12 protein-coding genes are annotated in these 16,496 nt (G+C 73.2%); 4 read left to right on the forward strand and 8 right to left on the reverse strand.

The features are described 5' to 3' along the window. Positions 1–358: 358 nt before the first annotated feature. The gene (sepH, locus tag ACFVYI_RS11755; protein WP_387883721.1) at positions 359–1,435 is read left to right on the forward strand and encodes a septation protein SepH; all 1,077 of its coding nucleotides are present in this window, start codon (positions 359–361) and stop codon (positions 1,433–1,435) included. A 106-nt stretch (positions 1,436–1,541) separates the two neighbouring features. Here sepH and ACFVYI_RS11760 read toward each other — a convergent pair whose 3' ends face one another. Continuing rightward, positions 1,542–2,402 carry a sulfurtransferase gene (locus ACFVYI_RS11760; RefSeq protein ID WP_387883723.1) on the reverse strand — a complete coding sequence of 287 codons (861 nt, stop codon included), beginning with the start codon at positions 2,400–2,402 and terminating at the stop codon, positions 1,542–1,544. A 155-nt stretch (positions 2,403–2,557) separates the two neighbouring features. Here ACFVYI_RS11760 and ACFVYI_RS11765 point away from each other — a divergent pair, with 155 nt between their 5' ends. Then, positions 2,558–3,313, forward strand: a complete 756-nt coding sequence (locus tag ACFVYI_RS11765) for a VOC family protein (RefSeq protein ID WP_387883726.1) — start codon at positions 2,558–2,560, stop codon at positions 3,311–3,313. A 65-nt stretch (positions 3,314–3,378) separates the two neighbouring features. Here the strand turns inward: ACFVYI_RS11765 and ACFVYI_RS11770 are convergent, their stop codons facing one another. The 4 genes from ACFVYI_RS11770 to ACFVYI_RS11785 form a co-directional block, all read right to left on the reverse strand. Beyond that, positions 3,379–4,035, reverse strand: a complete 657-nt coding sequence (locus tag ACFVYI_RS11770) for a thymidine kinase (RefSeq protein WP_360630170.1) — start codon at positions 4,033–4,035, stop codon at positions 3,379–3,381. Positions 4,036–4,068: 33 nt separating this feature from the next. Continuing rightward, complete coding sequence (locus tag ACFVYI_RS11775; RefSeq protein ID WP_387883728.1) at positions 4,069–5,253, reverse strand: alkaline phosphatase family protein; 1,185 nt, start codon at positions 5,251–5,253, stop codon at positions 4,069–4,071. Positions 5,254–5,291: 38 nt separating this feature from the next. Then, positions 5,292–5,891 (reverse strand): DUF5998 family protein, encoded by a 600-nt coding sequence (locus ACFVYI_RS11780; RefSeq protein ID WP_329489885.1) that lies wholly within the window; start codon positions 5,889–5,891, stop codon positions 5,292–5,294. 94 nt (positions 5,892–5,985) lie between these two features. Next, a complete protein-coding gene (locus ACFVYI_RS11785; protein WP_387883731.1) occupies positions 5,986–8,850 on the reverse strand; it encodes a GNAT family N-acetyltransferase in 2,865 nt (954 codons plus the stop codon). A 219-nt stretch (positions 8,851–9,069) separates the two neighbouring features. Between ACFVYI_RS11785 and ACFVYI_RS11790 the strand changes: the two genes are divergently transcribed. Further along, positions 9,070–9,351: an HPr family phosphocarrier protein gene (locus tag ACFVYI_RS11790; protein ID WP_380575344.1), complete on the forward strand. Its 282-nt coding sequence runs from the start codon at positions 9,070–9,072 to the stop codon at positions 9,349–9,351. A 73-nt stretch (positions 9,352–9,424) separates the two neighbouring features. Here the strand turns inward: ACFVYI_RS11790 and ACFVYI_RS11795 are convergent, their stop codons facing one another. From ACFVYI_RS11795 to ACFVYI_RS11805, 3 genes are all read right to left on the reverse strand, one after another. Beyond that, entirely contained in the window at positions 9,425–10,618 is a 1,194-nt protein-coding gene (locus tag ACFVYI_RS11795; protein WP_387883733.1) for an RtcB family protein, read from the reverse strand. A 291-nt stretch (positions 10,619–10,909) separates the two neighbouring features. Next, positions 10,910–12,301: a M16 family metallopeptidase gene (locus tag ACFVYI_RS11800; protein WP_387883736.1), complete on the reverse strand. Its 1,392-nt coding sequence runs from the start codon at positions 12,299–12,301 to the stop codon at positions 10,910–10,912. Next, positions 12,298–13,671, reverse strand: a complete 1,374-nt coding sequence (locus ACFVYI_RS11805) for a pitrilysin family protein (RefSeq protein ID WP_360630155.1) — start codon at positions 13,669–13,671, stop codon at positions 12,298–12,300. Before ACFVYI_RS11805 ends, ACFVYI_RS11800 begins: the two co-directional genes overlap by 4 nt. A 270-nt stretch (positions 13,672–13,941) precedes the next feature. Between ACFVYI_RS11805 and ACFVYI_RS11810 the strand changes: the two genes are divergently transcribed. After that, the gene (locus ACFVYI_RS11810; protein WP_387883739.1) at positions 13,942–16,392 is read left to right on the forward strand and encodes a DNA topoisomerase (ATP-hydrolyzing) subunit A; all 2,451 of its coding nucleotides are present in this window, start codon (positions 13,942–13,944) and stop codon (positions 16,390–16,392) included. Positions 16,393–16,496: the final 104 nt, after the last annotated feature.

The following is a 16,496-nucleotide window of genomic DNA, read 5'->3' on the forward strand; positions in this document are numbered from 1 at the left end:
AGATTCCCGTGAATCGCGGGAGACTTGAGCGGCGAGCCGCCCCTTTGGATGCCACGAATGGAGTACTGTTCGTAAAGCCTGAGCCTTGGGTCGACTTGTCGACTGCCCATCAACCGGCAGATTGACAAAGAGCCACGGCGCAGGCACGCACGGCGACGCCCGTCCCGGATCGTCGCGTCACTGCGCGTGCGAGGGACGGCCGGGACACCCAGGCGCGACGTCGACGGATGACGTGGCAAAAAGGCAACCGTGCCACAGCGGTGTGACCGGGCGTAAGCCCGACACGCCGGGGAACTCAGCAAGGTTGTGGCCAGTCGCGAGCGGGCAGGCCACACTCAGTACGGGAGCAGCGACGCAGGTGACGTCGGCAGGCACCACCCGGGAGGTAACCGTGCCCGAACTGCGGGTTGTGGCCGTCAGCAACGACGGCACACGGCTGGTGCTCAAGGCCGCCGACAGCACGGAGTACACCCTCCCCATCGACGAGCGGCTGCGCGCCGCCATCCGTGGTGACCGTCCGCGCCTCGGCCAGATCGAGATCGAGGTCGAGAGCCACCTCCGCCCCCGGGACATCCAGGCGCGGATACGAGCCGGTGCCTCCGCCGAGGAGGTCGCGCAGGCGGCCGGCATCTCCGTGGACCGGGTCCGCCGCTTCGAGGGGCCGGTGCTCGCGGAGCGCGCCTTCATGGCCGAGCGGGCCCGCAAGACCGCGATCCGCCGCCACGGCGAGTCCTCCGGACCTCAGTTGGGCGAGGCGGTCGCCGAGCGGCTCGCCCTGCGCGGCGCCGAGAAGGACACCGAGCGCTGGGACTCCTGGCGGCGCGACGACGGCACGTGGGAGGTCATCCTCTACTACCGGGCCGACGGCGAGGGCCGCAGCGCGTCCTGGACGTACGACCCGCCGCGGCGCCTGGTCCAGCCGAACGACGACGAGGCCCGCGCGCTGATCGGCGAGAACGTCGAGCGCGAGGAGGAGTCGGTCTTCCCGTTCATCCCGCGGATCGCCCGGCTCCCCCAGGAGCGCCCGCCGCGCCCGATGATCGACCGGCCCTCGGCCGACCGCATCATGTCCTCCCGCGAGGTTCGGGAGTCCCGTGAGGCCACCGCCGAGTCGCGCGACTCGCTGACCAGCCTGCTCGACGTCGTCCCCGCCTTCCGGGGCGACCTCGCGGTGGGCCCCGCCCCGATCGAGCCGGTGCTGCCCGCCGAGGTCGCCGAGGAGACGGAGGAGCCTGCCGCCGCCGCACCCGCGGTCGGCGCGGGCTCGGCCTACGCGGACATCCTGATGCCGCGCGCGGTCGCCCCGCACCGGGAGCGGCTGGTCGGCACCACGGACCGGCAGGCCGAGGCGGACGGTGTCCGGCCCGGGCGCCGCGCCACCGTGCCGAGCTGGGACGAGATCGTCTTCGGCAGCCGGCGCAAGAAGCAGGAGTAGGCCCACGGCCGTAGGGCCGCAGGGTGTCGGAGGAGGGGCAGGAGGCCGGTCGGCCGCCCGCCCCTCCTCCGTCGTTCCGCACAGTTCCGCCCGGTTCCGCCCGGGATCAGCCCGGCTGCTCGGTGACCGCCACCGGGCGGCTCGCGTCGCCGGACCACTCGCTCCACGAGCCCGGGTACAGCGCGGCCGGCAACCCGGCCACCGTCAGGGCGAGGATCTGATGGGCCGCCGTCACCCCCGAGCCGCAGTACACCGCGGTCTCCCGCTCCCCCGCACCCAGCGCGCGGAACCGCTCGGCCAGTTCGGCGGCCGGCCGGAACCGCCCGTCCGGGCCGACGTTCTCGGTGGTCGGCGCGGAGAGCGCCCCCGGGACGTGACCGGCCCGCGAATCGATCGGCTCGCTCTCGCCGCGGTAGCGCTCCCCCGCCCTCGCGTCCAACAGCAGACCGGTGCGGGCCAGCGCGGCCGCACCGTCCCCGTCGACCGTCGGCAACTGCCCGGGCACCGGCTTGAAGTCGCCCGGCTCCGGCGCCTCGACCTCGGTGGTCACCGGCAACCCGGCCGCCCGCCAGGCGGCGAACCCGCCGTCCAGCACCCGCACCTCCGGGTGGCCGGCCCAGCGCAGCAACCACCAGGCGCGGGCCGCGGCCAGCGAGGTCGCACCGTCGTACACCACCACCGGGCGGTCGGCGCGGACCCCGAGACGCCGCAGCGCGGCCCCGAACTCCTCCGGGTCGGGCAGCGGGTGACGACCGCCGCGGCCGGGCGGCCCGGCCGGGGCGGCGAGGTCGGTGTCCAACGCGACGAAGCCCGCGCCGGGCAGATGGCCGGCCGCGTAGTCCTCGATCCCCGGCGGGCCGCCGAGCTGCCAGCGCACATCGAGCAGCACCGGCGGGCGCTCCGAGGAGAGCGCCTCCTGCAGGCCGGTCACCGAAACCAGCGGGGAGTCATCGTGAGAGGTCGTCATGGCGGTCATTCTCGCGCAGCACCGCCAACTCGACGCTCTTTGTGCGGTCTTTGCCGGACTTTCCGCGCGGCCCGAGGGTTCGACGCGCGCCAGGGTGGAACCATCACCCTCACGTGCGCAGCTCCGTGCGCCGACCGCCCCGTGAGGAGGCCCGCATGCCTGCGGTGACACTCCGGCTGGCCCAGGGCACACCGTGCTGGGTCAGCCTGATGACCGACGACCTGGCCGGCGCCCGCGCGTTCTACGGCGAGCTGCTCGACTGGACGTACACCCCCGGCCCCACAGAGCTCGGCGCCTACGTCCGGGCCGAGTCGGGCGGTGCCCCGGTCGCCGGCCTCGGTGTCTCCGCGGTGCCCGGCTTCCCCGTGCAGTGGACCACCTACTTCGCGGTCGACAGCGCCGACCGGACCACCCAACTGGTGCGCGAGTGCGGCGGAACGGTGGCGGTCGGACCGCTCCAGGCCGAGCGCGCCGGCCGGCTCGCGATCGCGGCCGACGTCTCCGGCGCGGTCTTCGGCCTCTGGCAGGGCGAGGAGCACCTCGGCCGCGAGGCCGGCCCGGAGCCCGGCGGGCCGGCCTGGGCCGAACTGCTCACCCCGGACGAGGCGGGCGCCGCGGTGTTCTACGGCGCGGTGCTCGGCCGGCCGGTGGCACCCGCCGGCGCCGAGTCCGCGCTGCTGGTGAACGGCCGCCCGGTGGCGGGCATCCGGCGCGGCGCCGAGCTGCGCGGCCACCCGCCGCGCTGGCGGGTCCACTTCGCCGTCCGGGACGTCGAACTGACCGCCCGTCGGGCACTCGGCCTCGGCGGCCGGGTACTGGTGGAGCCGCACGACAGCGGGCGCGGCCCGGTGGCACGGCTGGCCGACCCGCAGGGCGGGCACTTCTCGGTGCTGCAGACGGGGCTCGGCTAGGTCCTGCCCGGTCGCTCTCGGCGCCGCGCACCCGGCAGGACCGGCCGGACAGGGCCCGGGCGCCGTCAGGCCTGCTGCTCCTCGAAGGGCAGCACGTCCGGGGAGAGCACCGAGACGCGGGCGGTGGCGGCGGTCAGCCGACGGCGGTGGTGGCGGCGGCAGAGCACCTCGTAGCCGACCTCGTCCTCGCGTACCGAGATGTCGCCGATCACGACCTGGGCGCCCTCGACCACCATCACGCCGCCCACCGTGCGGGCGTTGTGGGTGGCCCGCGCGCCGCACCAGCAGAGGGCCTCGACCTGCAGCACCTCGACCCGGTCGGCCAGTTCGATCAGCCGCTGGGAGCCGGGGAACAGCCGGGTGCGGAAGTCGGTGGTGATGCCGAACGTGAAGACGTCGATGCCGAGTTCGTCCACCACCCGGGCCAGCTGGTCGACCTGCTCGGCGGCGAAGAACTGGGCCTCGTCACAGATCAGGTAGTCCACCCGGCCGCCGGCCGAGAGCCGGTGCACGACGTGGGCGTGGAAGTCGAAGTCGTCCGTCACCTCGACCGCCTCGGTGCGCAGGCCGAGCCGGCTGGAGACGGTGGCCGCGCCGGCCCGGTCGTTGCGGGTGAGGATGATCCCCTGCCGGCCGCGGGCGGCGTGGTTGTGGTCCATCTGGAGCGCGAGCGTCGACTTCCCGCAGTCCATCGTGCCCGAGAAGAACACCAGTTCAGCCATGGGTGGTGCAAAGGCCTTTCACATCGGGGAGGTTCACGCGCGGACTTCGAGCAGGGGCACGAACTGCTCGACCGGGGTCATCGAGCCGTGCAGCCCGATCATCGCGGACTCGCCGGGCTCGTTGCGGGAGGCGACGACGGCGATGTCGTCCCGGGCGGCGGCGACCACGTCGCCGATCCGCAGGTAGACCCGCTCGTCCACCGAGGGGCCGAACCAGCCGGCGGCGATCGCCTCGTCCCGGGTGGCCACCCACATCCGGTCGCCGAGCACCTCGCTCCAGACCGTGTACACGTCGGCGGCGGCGCCGGGCACCGCGTACACGTGCCGCGCCCGGCCCTCACCGCCGAGCAGGGCGACACCGGCGCCCAGCTCCCAGTCCTCGTCGAAGTCGATCCGGTCCTCCGGAGCGATGTCGATCATGCCGTGGTCGGCGGTGACGTACATCGCCGAGCGCGGCGGCAGCTGCTCGGCCAGGCGCCGGGCGAGGCGGTCCACCGCGTCCAGCGTCATCCGCCAGTCGTCGGAGTCCACCCCGAACCGGTGCCCCGCGCCGTCCAGCTCGCTCACGTAGGTGTAGACGAGGGCCCGGTCGTGCTCGGCCAGCCAGCGGGCCGCCCGGTCCATCCGCTCCTCACCGGTGGTGCGGCCGAGGAAGGAGCCGCCCGACAGCGCCACCCTGGTCAGCGGGGTCTGCGCGAACAGGGGCGAGGAGACCTGGGCGGTCGCCACCCCGGCGGCGTGCGTCTGCTCGAACACCGTCGGGTACGGCTGCCAGGTGCCCGGGTCGACCGGCGGCTGCCAGCGCAGCTGGTTCATCAGGTGGCCGGCGCCCGGCACCGCCACCGTGTAGCCGACCAGACCGTGCAGGCCCGGCGGGGTCCCGGTGCCCACCGAGGCCAGCGAGGTCGCGGTGGTGGACGGGAAGCCGGCGGTCAGCGGGCGACCGGTGCCGCCGAGCGAGCTGCCGGCCAACGAGGAGAGGAACGGCGCGTACTCGGGGTGGCGCAGCAGCAGCTCCCAGCCGAGGCCGTCGACCAGGAACACCACCACCCGGTCGGCCGGTTCGATCGGCAGCGTGGCGGTGAACCCGGGTACGCCGAGCCCGGCCGCCACCGAGGGCAGCAGGTCGCAGAGCGAGCCACCGCCGTACGGGGGCGCCGGGGCGGTGGCGGGGTCGAGGATCTCGAAGGCGTCGTGGCCGTGAGGTGCGAAGGACATGGCTGAGAGGCTGACTTCCTGGCTTCCGGTGCGTCCGCTCAGACCCGCGGGCCGTTGCTGATCGTGGCGTCGGACAGCGCGCGGGCGAACACCAGCGCCTGGGCGACCGTCTCCGGACCGTCGCCCGCCTCGCTGACCCGAAGTGACAGGTCGTCAGCGGTGGCCGAACCGGTGTAGCCGTGGTCGGCCTCGCAGTTCGGGTCCGAACAGCCGGCCGGCTCCAGGTCCAGGCGCTGCACGGCACCCCAGCCGATGGTCAGCACGACCTCGCGCGGCAGCGTGCCGGGGGTGTAGGTCTCCGGGTTGGCGACCATCCGGCTCACCACGACCGAGCCGATCCGGTCGAGCCGGACGCTCTCGGTGGAGGTGGTCGCGTAGGGCACCGCCGGGCCGGCCTCGCCACCGGACTGCTCGTCGGTGTGGCTCACCACGAAGCGGGTCGGGGTCAGCACCAGCACCGTGACGTGCCGGCGCACCTCGTTGGCGTCGAAGGTGGTCTCCTGGTGCACCAGGTAGGAGCTGATCGGCTCGGGGCCCACCGCGGACTCGACCGCCTCGGACACCAGGGCCGGGTAGTAGCCGCTGCGCTCGATCGCCGAGCGCAGGTCCTGAGTGGTGGTGGTACCGGTCTTCGCCATAACTCCATCCTGGCATGGTCCGCCGACGAAGCGGGCGGCGCGGCGCCGAGCTTCCGGACAACAGCGCCCCCGGGCAGGGCGCAACCAAGGAAGGTTACAGCGTGCTCATCGCGCGCGGGCCCAGATCACTGCGGACGGGCAGGGGCGCGATCCGCACTCGCGCCCCCAGGATCGCCAGTCCGTGCGGGGCGACGACCACGGGTTCGAGGTCCACCGAGGCGACCTCCGGAAGGTCGTCGACCATCCGCGACACCCGCAGCAGCAGCTCCTCCAGCGCGCCGGTGTCCACCGCCTCGGCCCCGCGCCAGCCGAACAGCAGCGGCGCCGCCCGGACCTCGCGGATCAGTCCGGCGACATCCTGGTCGGTGGCGGGGACGAGCCGGTGGGCGACGTCACCGAGCAGTTCGGCGGGGGCACCGGCCAGGCCGAAGGAGAGGATCGCGCCCACCGCCGGGTCGACGGTGGCGCCGATCACGGTGTCCACGCCGCGCGGGGCCAGCCGCTGCACCACCAGCTCGGCCTGGGCGGCCCCGCCGAGCAGCACGTCCAGCTCGCGGTGGGCCCGGCGCAGGCCCGGTTCGCCGGTCAGGTCGAGGCGGACGCTGCCGAGGTCGGGGCGGTGGCGCAGGTGCGGGGCGGTCGCCTTGAGCGCCACCGGGTAGCCGAGCGACGCGGCGGCGCGGACGGCGGCCTCCTCCCCGGGCGCGGGCAGGGTCGGGGAGACGTCGATGCCGTAGTGGGCGAGCAGCGCGGTGGTGTCGGCCTCCACCAGCGTGATCCGCGCGCCGCCGGGCTGGGTGCGGGCGGCGATGGCGGTGCGGGTGCTGAGCGCGGCCTCGACCAGGTCGCGGGCGGCACCCTCGTCGATCCGGTCCAGCTCCGGGACGCGGGCGGTCTCCTCGGCCGCGGCCGTCCGGCGGCGCCACCCGGCGTAGTGGACGGCGTGCGCGAGGGCCCGGACGGCCCGCTCCGGCGCGGGGTAGGCGGGGATGCCCCCCGGGCGCAGCCTGCTCGGCAGATCGGTCAGCGCCAGGTGGGCGAGCACCAGCGGCTTGCCCAACTCCCGTGCGCGCTCGCCCGCTTCGAGCAGGGCTTCGGCGATCTCGGGGTCGTCGGAGCCCACCTCCGGGTCGTCCGGGCCGGTCAGCCGGCCACCCATGAACGCATGGGCGGAGGTGCCGATGGGCGGAATGGCGACGGCGATCACCGCGTCCACGGCCGGGTCGTCGAGCGCCACGTCCAGCGCGATCCGGAAGTTCTCGCCGGTGGCGGCGGTGGTGAGGTCGACGGGGGTGCGGGGGCGCAGGCCCGCACTGAGGCAGGCGTCGTGGGTGAGCAGGCCGAGCGAGTCGGAGTTGCCGACCACGGCGACCCGGTCGCCGGGCGGCAGCGGCTGGAGGGCGAGCAGTTCACCGGTGTCGTACAGCTCGGTGATGGTCTCCACCCGGGTGACGCCGGCCTGCTGGAAGAGGGCGTCCACGGTGGCGTCGCGCAGCCCGCTGGCGGTGACCGGGACGGCGTGGCCGGGCGGCAGGCTGCCGGTGTGGCGGGCGCCCTTGACCACCACGATCGGCTTGGCGGCGGCGAGCCGGCGGGCGATCCGGGTGAACTTGCGGGGATTGCCGAAGGACTCCAGGTAGAGCAGCACCACGTCGGTGGCCGGGTCCTCCGCCCAGTACTGGAGGAAGTCGTTGCCCGAGACGTCGGAGCGGTTGCCGACCGAGGCGAAGGAGGAGATGCCGAGGCCCCGCCGGTGGGCGGCCTCCAGCAGGGCGACGCCGATCGCGCCGGACTGGCAGAAGATGCCGAAGCCGCCGCGCCGCGGCAGGACGGGTGCGAGTGAGGCGTTGAGCGGGAGATCGGGGTCGGTGTTGATCAGACCGAAGGCGTTCGGACCGATCACCCGCATCCCGGCCGCCCGGGCCTGGCGGACCAGTGCCCGCTGGCGGTCGCGGCCCTCCGGACCGGTCTCGGCGTACCCGGCGGTGACCACCACCAGGCCCTGCACGCCGTGCGCGCCGCAGTCGGCGACGGCGGCGGGGACGGCGGCGGCCGGGACGGCGATCACGGCGAGGTCCACCGGGCCGGGAATCTCCAGGACCGAACGGTGCACCGGGACCCCGTCCAGCTCGGTGCCGGGCGGGGCGTTGCGGTTCACCGCGTAGACGCGGCGGTCGTCACCGCGGGGCAGTCCGCCGAGCAGGTCGCGCAGGATCGCCCGGCCGACGGTCTGCGGATGGCGGGAGACGCCGAGCACGGCGACCGAGCGCGGGGTGAGCAGCCGCTGGACGGAGCGCGCCTCGGCCCGGTGCTCACGCGCCCGCATCACGGCGAGCGAGGCGGCGGTCGGCTCCAGGTCGAACTCCAGGTGGACCACGCCGTCCGCGAAACTGCGGTGCTGGGTGTAGCCGGCGTCGGTGAAGACCTTCACCATCTTGCGGTTCTCCGGCAGCACCTCGGCCTGGAAGCGGCGGATGCCGCGCTCCTGGGCGACCGCGGCGATGTGCTCCAGCAGCGCGGAGGCGACCCCGCGGCCCTGGTGGGCGTCCTGCACCAGGAACGCCACCTCGGCGTCGGTGCCGGTCTCGCTGGGGCGGCCGTCGGCGTCGATCCGGTCGTAGCGGACGGTGGCGATGAAGTGGTCGCGGATCACCACGGCGAGGCCGACCCGGTTCACGAAGTCGTGATGGGTGAAGCGGCGGACGTCCTTGTCGGAGAGCCGCGGATAGGGCGCGAAGAAGCGGAAGTACTTGGACTGGTCCGAGACCTGCTCGTAGAACTCGACCAGCCGGCCGGCGTCGGCGGGCGTGATCGGCCGGATCCGGGCCGTGCCGCCGTCACGCAGCAGGATGTCGGCCTCCCAGTGCTGCGGGTAGTCCGCGTCCTGGTCGGGCCGACGCTGCGGATCCGGCTGGTTCTGCGGGTCCTGCTCGGGGTGCGGTACCGCGGAGTCGTCCACATTCGTCAGGTTATCCGGCGGCGAGCCGAATGGCGCCGGACGTGTCCTCGCGGCAGGGTGGACACGGCCACTGGCCGGGGGTTATGCCCCCGAAAGAAACAATCACAAGTCCTGAACGCGGCGGCTCGAAGGGGTTGCCTGCGTGCAACACTGGTCTAGACAACATGGCCGCACCCCCCTAGCCCGGCCATGACCAGCTTCACCGGAAAGGCACGTCTCATGGCTGAGCGCCGCGTCACCATCGGTTGGGCCGAGGGCCTGCACGCCCGTCCCGCCTCCGTCTTCGTCCGGGCCGTCACGGCCACCGGCGTGCCGATCACCATCGCCAAGCCCGGCGGCAACCCGATCAACGCCGCCTCCATGCTCGGCCTGCTCGGCCTCGGCGCCCAGGGCGGCGAAGAGGTCATCCTCGCCTCCGACGCCGAGGGTGCCGACGAGGCCCTGGACCGCCTCGCCAAGCTGGTCCAGGAGGGCCTCGACGAGCTGCCGGCCGCTGCCTGAGCACCGTCGCGAAAGGGGGGCACCGCCGTGGCGGTGCCCCCCTTCTGCGTGATCGGGGTGCTCGGGCAGCCCGTCAGCCCTTGACGCAGACGACCTGCTTCAGGTGGGCCACGACCTCGACGAGGTCCTTCTGCTGCTCGATGACCTTCTCGATCGACTTGTACGCACCGGGGATCTCGTCCACGACGCCGCTGTCCTTGCGGCACTCCACGCCCTTGGTCTGCTCGACCAGGTCCTGCGTGGTGAACCGCTTCTTCGCGGCGTTGCGGCTCATCTTCCGGCCGGCGCCGTGCGACGCGGAGTTGAACGCCGCCTCGTTGCCGAGGCCGCGGACGATGTAGGAACCCGTCCCCATCGAGCCGGGGATGATGCCGAAGTCCCCGGAGCCGGCCTTGATCGCGCCCTTGCGGGTCACCAGCAGGTCGACGCCGTCGTACTGCTCCTCCGCCACGTAGTTGTGGTGGCAGCTGATGACCTCGTCGAAGGCGACCTTCGCCTTGGGGAACTCCCGGCGGACGACGTCCTGGAAGAGCGCCATCATCACCGCGCGGTTCCGCTTGGCGTATTCCTGCGCCCAGAAGAGGTCCTCACGGTAGGCGGCCATCTGCGGGGTGTCGGCGATGAACACCGCGAGATCGTGGTCGACCAGCCCCTGGTTGTGCGGCAGGGAGCGCGCGACGCCCATGTGGTGCTCGGCCAGCTCCTTGCCGATGTTCCGGGAACCGGAGTGCAGCATCAGCCACACAACTCCGGTGCTATCGACACACAGTTCGATGAAATGGTTTCCTCCACCCAGCGTTGCCATCTGCTGCATGGCCCGCTCGCGGCGCCACTTGACCTCGTGGGCCACCCCGTCGAAGCGCTGCCAGAAGTCGTCCCAGCCCGCCGTGGCGAAGCCGTGGAGCTTCGTCGGGTCGACCGGGTCGGTGTGCAGGCCGCGGCCGACCGGGATGGCCTGCTCGATCTTGGCGCGCAGGCGCGAGAGGTCGTCGGGCAGGTCCTTCGCGGTCAGCGACGTCTTCACCGCGCTCATCCCGCAGCCGATGTCGACGCCCACCGCCGCCGGGCAGACGGCGCCCTTCATCGCGATCACGGAGCCGACCGTGGCGCCCTTGCCCAGGTGGACGTCGGGCATCACGGCCAGGCCGTGCAGCCAGGGCAGCGAGCTGATGTTGCGCAGCTGCTGCATGGCCTGGCCCTCGACGGTGGCCGGGTCGGTCCACATCCGGATCGGGACGCGGACGCCGGGTACCTCGGTGTACGACATGGTGGAACGACCTCCAAAGGTCGGCTGGATCAAGCCTAGGTGGGGTGCCGCGCGAAGAGTCCCGGTGCGGCTCGGGGAAGTTCTGGGGTGGGGCTCAGACGCCCGCGGCACAGAGGGAGGACGGCCTTGGGGAGCGTCGTGTGGTTCGCTCGACCCGCATGGTGACCGCCTCCTCTCGTACGTGTGTGCCTGGGGACATCTACCCACGCGGCGTCCGGCGCCCGCAAGGGGATTAACGACGAAGGGCCCGGCGGAGCGGAGTGCTCCACCGGGCCCTGCCCACCGGGGGGATCAGGCGGTGACCACCGTGACCTCGCCGATGCCCAGCGCGCGCACCGGGTCGGCGATCGTGGCGGCGTCGCCGACCAGGACGGTGACCAGGCGGTCCGACGGGAAGGCCGCGACGACGGCCTCGGTGGCGGTGGCCGTCGACAGCTCGGCGAGCTTGCGGTAGACCTCGGCCTGGTAGTCGTCCGGCAGGCTCTGCTCGACCTGGTCGGCCAGGGTGCCGGCGACCGAGCCCGCGGTCTCGTACTTCAGCGGGGCCACGCCGACCAGGAACTGCACGGCCTCGTCGCGCTCGGCGTCGGTGAGGCCCTCGGCGGCGAGGGTGCGCAGGATGGTCCAGGTGTCGGCGAGCGCCGGGGCGGTGGACGCGGTGTCCACCGAGCCGCTGATCGCGATCAGCGCGCGGCCGGAGCCGTCCGCGGCGGAGCGCAGCGGCTGGGCGAAGGCCCGGACGCCGTAGGTGTAGCCCTTCTCCTCGCGCAGGACGCGGTCCAGGCGGGAGGTGAGGGTGCCGCCGAGGCAGTAGGTGCCGAGGATCTGGGCGGCCCAGGCGGAGTCGTGGCGGTCGGGGCCGATGCGGCCGATGAGCAGCTGGGTCTGGACCGAGCCGGGCCGGTCCACGATGACCACGCGGCCGGTGTCGTCGGCGGCGACCGGGGCGTGGACGGTGGGCTCGGCGGTGGTGCCGGTCCAAGCGCCGAGGGTGGCCTCCAGGAGCGCGGGCAGGTCGGTGCCGGTGAGGTCGCCGACCACCACGACGGTGGTGGTGGCGGGCCGGACGTGGGCCTCGTAGAAGGCCTTGACCGCGGCCCGGTCGATGGACTTGACCGTGTCGGCGGTGCCGCCGCGGGGGCGCGAGAGGCGGTCGGCGCCGTCGAAGAGCTCGGCGTAGAGGGCCTTGGCGGCGCGGCGGGCGGGGTTGGCCTGCTCGTGGACGAGCTCGTCGAGCCGGTTGGCGACCAGGCGCTCGATCTCGTCCTCGGGCAGGGCGGGCGCGCGCAGCGCGTCGGCGAGCAGCCCGAGGCCGCGCTGGAGCCGGGAGGCCGGGACCTCCAGGGAGACCCGCAGGCCGGGGTGGTCGGCGTGGGCGTCGAGGGTGGCGCCGGCGCGCTCCAGTTCGGCGGCGAACTCCTCGGCGGTGAGGGTGTCGGTGCCCTCGTTGAACGCGCGGGCGAGGATGTTGGCGATGCCGTCGAGGCCCTCGGGCTCGGCGGCGAGCGGGACGTCGAGCTGCACCTCGACCGCGACGAGCTGCTGGCCGGGGCGGTGGCAGTGCAGGACGGTGATGCCGTTGCCGAGGGCGGCGCGCTCGGGGGCGGGGAACGCCCACGGGCTGGCGGTGCCGGGCTCGGGCTGGGGGTGGAACGTCATGGCGGGGACGTAGTCGGTGCTCATGCGGCAGCGCCCTCCTCTTCGGTGGCGGCGGTGGCGGTCTCGTCGGCGTCGGTGTCGTCGGCGGTGGTGGGCTCGTAGACCAGGACGGCCCGGTTCCGGGGGTGCAGTCGGGCCTGGGCGACGGCCTGCACCTCCTCGGCGGTGACGTCGAGCACCTTGGAGAGGGCGCTGCCCAGCAGCTTCGGGTCGCCGAACAGGACGGCGTAGCGGCAGAGTTCGTCGGCACGGCCGGAGACGGTGGTGAGCCGGTCGAGCCACTCGCGCTCGATCTGGGCCTGGGCGCGCTCCAGTTCGGCGGCGGTCGGGCCCTCCGCGGCGAAGCGGGCCAGCTCCTCGTCGACGGCGGCGTCGATCTGCTCGATGGTGGCGTCGCCGGAGGTCTTGACGTCGAGCCAGCCGAGGCTGGGGGCGCCGGCGAGGCGGAGCAGGCCGAATCCGGCGGCGACGGCGGTGCGGTCGCGGCGGACGAGGCGGTTGTAGAGGCGGCTGGACTCGCCGCTGCCGAGGATGGTGAGGGCCAGGTCGGCGGCGTCGGCCTCGCGGGTGCCGTCGTGCGGGAGGCGGTAGGCGGCCATCAGGGCGCGGGACGGGACGTCCTCGTGGATGTGCTCGCGGATCTCCCGGCCGAAGGTGTCGGGGAGGGTGCCGTCGCGCGGCGGCTGCTTGCCGTCGTGGCCGGGGATGGAGCCGAAGTACTTCTCGACCCAGGCGATGGTCTGCTCGGGGTCGATGTCGCCGACGACGGAGAGGACGGCGTTGTTCGGCGCGTAGTAGGTGCTGAAGAACGCCCGGGCGTCCGCCAGCGTGGCGGCGTCGAGGTCGGCCATGGAGCCGATGGGGGTGTGGTGGTACGGGTGGCCGTCGGGGAAGGAGAGGGCGGTGAGCTTCTCGAAGGCCGTGCCGTAGGGGACGTTGTCGTAGCGCTGGCGGCGCTCGTTCTTGACGACGTCGCGCTGGTTCTCCATGGACGTCTCGTCCAGGGCGGCGAGCAGCGAGCCCATCCGGTCGGCCTCCAGCCAGAGGGCGAGCTCCAGCTGGTGGGCGGGCATGGTCTCGAAGTAGTTGGTGCGCTCGAAGCTGGTGGTGCCGTTGAGCGAGCCGCCGGCGCCCTGGACGAGCTCGAAGTGGCCGTTGTTCGAGACGTTGGCCGAGCCCTGGAACATGAGGTGCTCGAACAGGTGGGCCAGACCGGTGCGGCCCTTCACCTCGTGGCGGGAGCCCACGTCGTACCAGAGGCAGACGGCGGCGACCGGGGTGAGGTGGTCCTCGGAGAGGACGACGCGCAGGCCGTTGGCCAGGCGGTGCTCGGTGATGGCGATGGCAGCGCCAGTTCCTCCGGTGGAGGCGGATGCGGGGGCCGGGTTGGCCATGCGCTCGGGTCCTTCCCGTCGTCGATGTCGGGGGTTCGTGTGGCGTCCCCCATTGTGGTGCAACGCGGGGAGGGCTCGGATGTGTCCGCGCGGACCGGGCGTTCGCCAGGGGCGGAAGAGGGGCGCTGGCTTGGAGTGTCGGCGTGAGGGTCCACAATGGGGGCGCTGGGCCCTGTTGACGACAGCCGACGAGGACAGCACACGACGGCAGACGCAGACGACGACTGACGCAGACGAGACGCAAGCGAGACGTAAGGGAGCCCCGCCGCGATGGCCCGCCGCAGTTCGCAGACCCCGCCGCCCGGAGATTTCGAGGAGCGGATCCTCGACGTCGACGTCGTGGACGAGATGCAGGGCTCCTTCCTGGAGTACGCCTACTCGGTGATCTACTCGCGTGCGCTTCCCGACGCGCGGGACGGTCTGAAGCCGGTGCACCGGCGGATCCTGTACCAGGCCAACGAGATGGGCCTGCGGCCGGACCGCGCGCACGTGAAGTGCGCCCGGGTGGTGGGCGAGGTGATGGGCCGGCTTCACCCGCACGGTGACGCGTCGATCTACGACTCGGTCGTCCGGATGGCGCAGCCGTTCTCGATGCGGCTGCCGCTGATCGACGGGCACGGGAACTTCGGTTCGCTGGGCAACGACGACCCGCCGGCCGCGATGCGCTACACCGAGTCGCGGTTGACGGCGGCGTCGATGGCGATGGTGGAGTCGATCCACGAGGACACCGTCGACTTCGGGCCGAACTACGACGGCAGCGAGCAGGAGCCGCTGGCGCTGCCGGCCGCGTTCCCGAACCTGCTGGTGAACGGTGCGACGGGGATCGCGGTCGGGATGGCGACCAACATGCCCCCGCACAACCTGTCCGAGGTGGTGGCGGCGGCCCGTCACCTGATCAAGCACCCGAACGCGGACCTGGACACGCTGATGCGGTTCGTGCCCGGGCCGGACCTGCCGACGGGCGGCCGGATCGTCGGCCTGTCGGGCATCCGGGACGCGTACGAGTCGGGCCGTGGCACCTTCAAGATCCGTGCGACGACGTCGATCGAGAGCGTGACGGCCCGCCGCAAGGGCATCGTGGTCACCGAGCTGCCGTACAACGTCGGCCCGGAGAAGGTGATCTCGAAGATCAAGGACCTGGTCAACGCGAAGAAGCTGCAGGGCATCGCGGACGTCAAGGACCTCACCGACCGCGAGCACGGGCTGCGGCTGGTGATCGAGGTGAAGAACGGCTTCGTGCCGGAGGCGCTGCTGGAGCAGCTCTACAAGCTGACGCCGATGGAGGAGACCTTCGGCATCAACAACGTGGCGCTGGTGGACGGCCAGCCGCTGACGCTGGGTCTGAAGGAGCTGCTGGAGGTCTACGTCGACCACCGCTTCGAGGTGGTGCGCCGGCGCAGCGACTTCCGTCGGCGCAAGCGCCAGGAGCGGCTGCACCTGGTCGAGGGCCTGCTGGTGGCGCTGGTCGACATCGACGAGGTCATCGCGATCATCCGGTCGAGCGACAACGCGGCGCAGGCGAAGGAGCGCCTGATGGAGCGTTTCTCGCTGTCGGAGACGCAGACCGCGTACATCCTGGACACGCCGCTGCGCCGGCTCACCCGGTTCGACCGGGTGGAGTTGGAGGAGGAGCAGGCGAAGCTCAACTCCGAGATCGCGGAGCTGACCGAGATCCTGGAGTCGGACACCCGGCTGCGCAATGTGGTGTCGAGCGAACTGGGCGCGGTGTCCAAGCAGTTCGGCACCGAGCGGCGCACGGTCCTGCTGGAGGCGGGGGCGGCTCCGTCGGCGGCGCTGTCCGTTCCGCTGGAGGTGGCGGACGACCCGTGCCGGGTGCTGCTCTCCTCGGCGGGCCTGCTGGCGCGGACGGCGGACGGCGAGCCGTTCGAGGTGTCGGAGAAGCGGTCCAAGCACGATGTGATCGTCTCGGCGGTGCCGGCCACGGCACGTGCGGACATCGGTGTGGTGACGTCGGCGGGCCGGGTGCTGCGACTGCCGGTGATCGACCTGCCGGCGCTGCCGCCGACGCCCTCGCCGACGCTGGCGGGCGGCGCCGCGGTGGGCGAGTTCCTGCGGCTGGAGACGGGCGAGCGGGCGCTGGCGCTGACCACGCTGGACGAGTCCTCGCCGGGTCTGGCGCTGGGCACGGCGCAGGGTGTGGTGAAGCGGGTGGTGCCGGAGTGGCCGGCGAACAAGGACGAGTTCGAGGTGATCGCCCTCAAGGAGGGTGACGAGGTGGTCGGCGCGGTCGAGCTGCGCACCGGCGAGGAGGACTTGGTCTTCATCGCCTCCGACGCCCAGTTGCTGCGCTACCCGGCGGGTCAGGTGCGCCCGCAGGGCCGCCCGGCCGGTGGCATGGCGGGCATCAAGCTGTCGGACGGTGCCCGGGTGCTGTCGTTCACCGCCGTGGATCCGGCCGCGGACGCGGTGGTGGTCTCGGTGGCCGGTACGTCGGGCACGCTGACCGGCGAGGAGCAGAGCTCCTGGAAGGTCACTCCGTTCGAGCAGTACCCGCGCAAGGGCCGGGCCACCGGTGGCGTCCGCTGCCAGCGCTTCCTGCGCGGCGAGGACGCGCTGGCCTTCGCGTGGGCGGGCGTCGCGCCGGCCCGCGCCGCGACGGCGAAGGGGGCTCCGGTCGATCTGCCGGAGCGCGACCCGCGCCGCGACGGTTCGGGTACGCCGGTGACAGCGCCGATCGGTGTGGTGGCCGGCCCGGTGTAACGGCTGCCGGTCGCAGGGGGAGGGGTACCGGAGTCCCGGTGCCCCTCCTTGCGTCGGGGCCGGCGCGGAACCGGCCGTACCGGGCCCCCCGGGAAGCCGCGGGC

The organism is Kitasatospora sp. NPDC058218 (assembly GCF_042882445.1).
In the GTDB taxonomy this organism is placed as follows: Bacteria; Actinomycetota; Actinomycetes; order Streptomycetales; family Streptomycetaceae; genus Kitasatospora.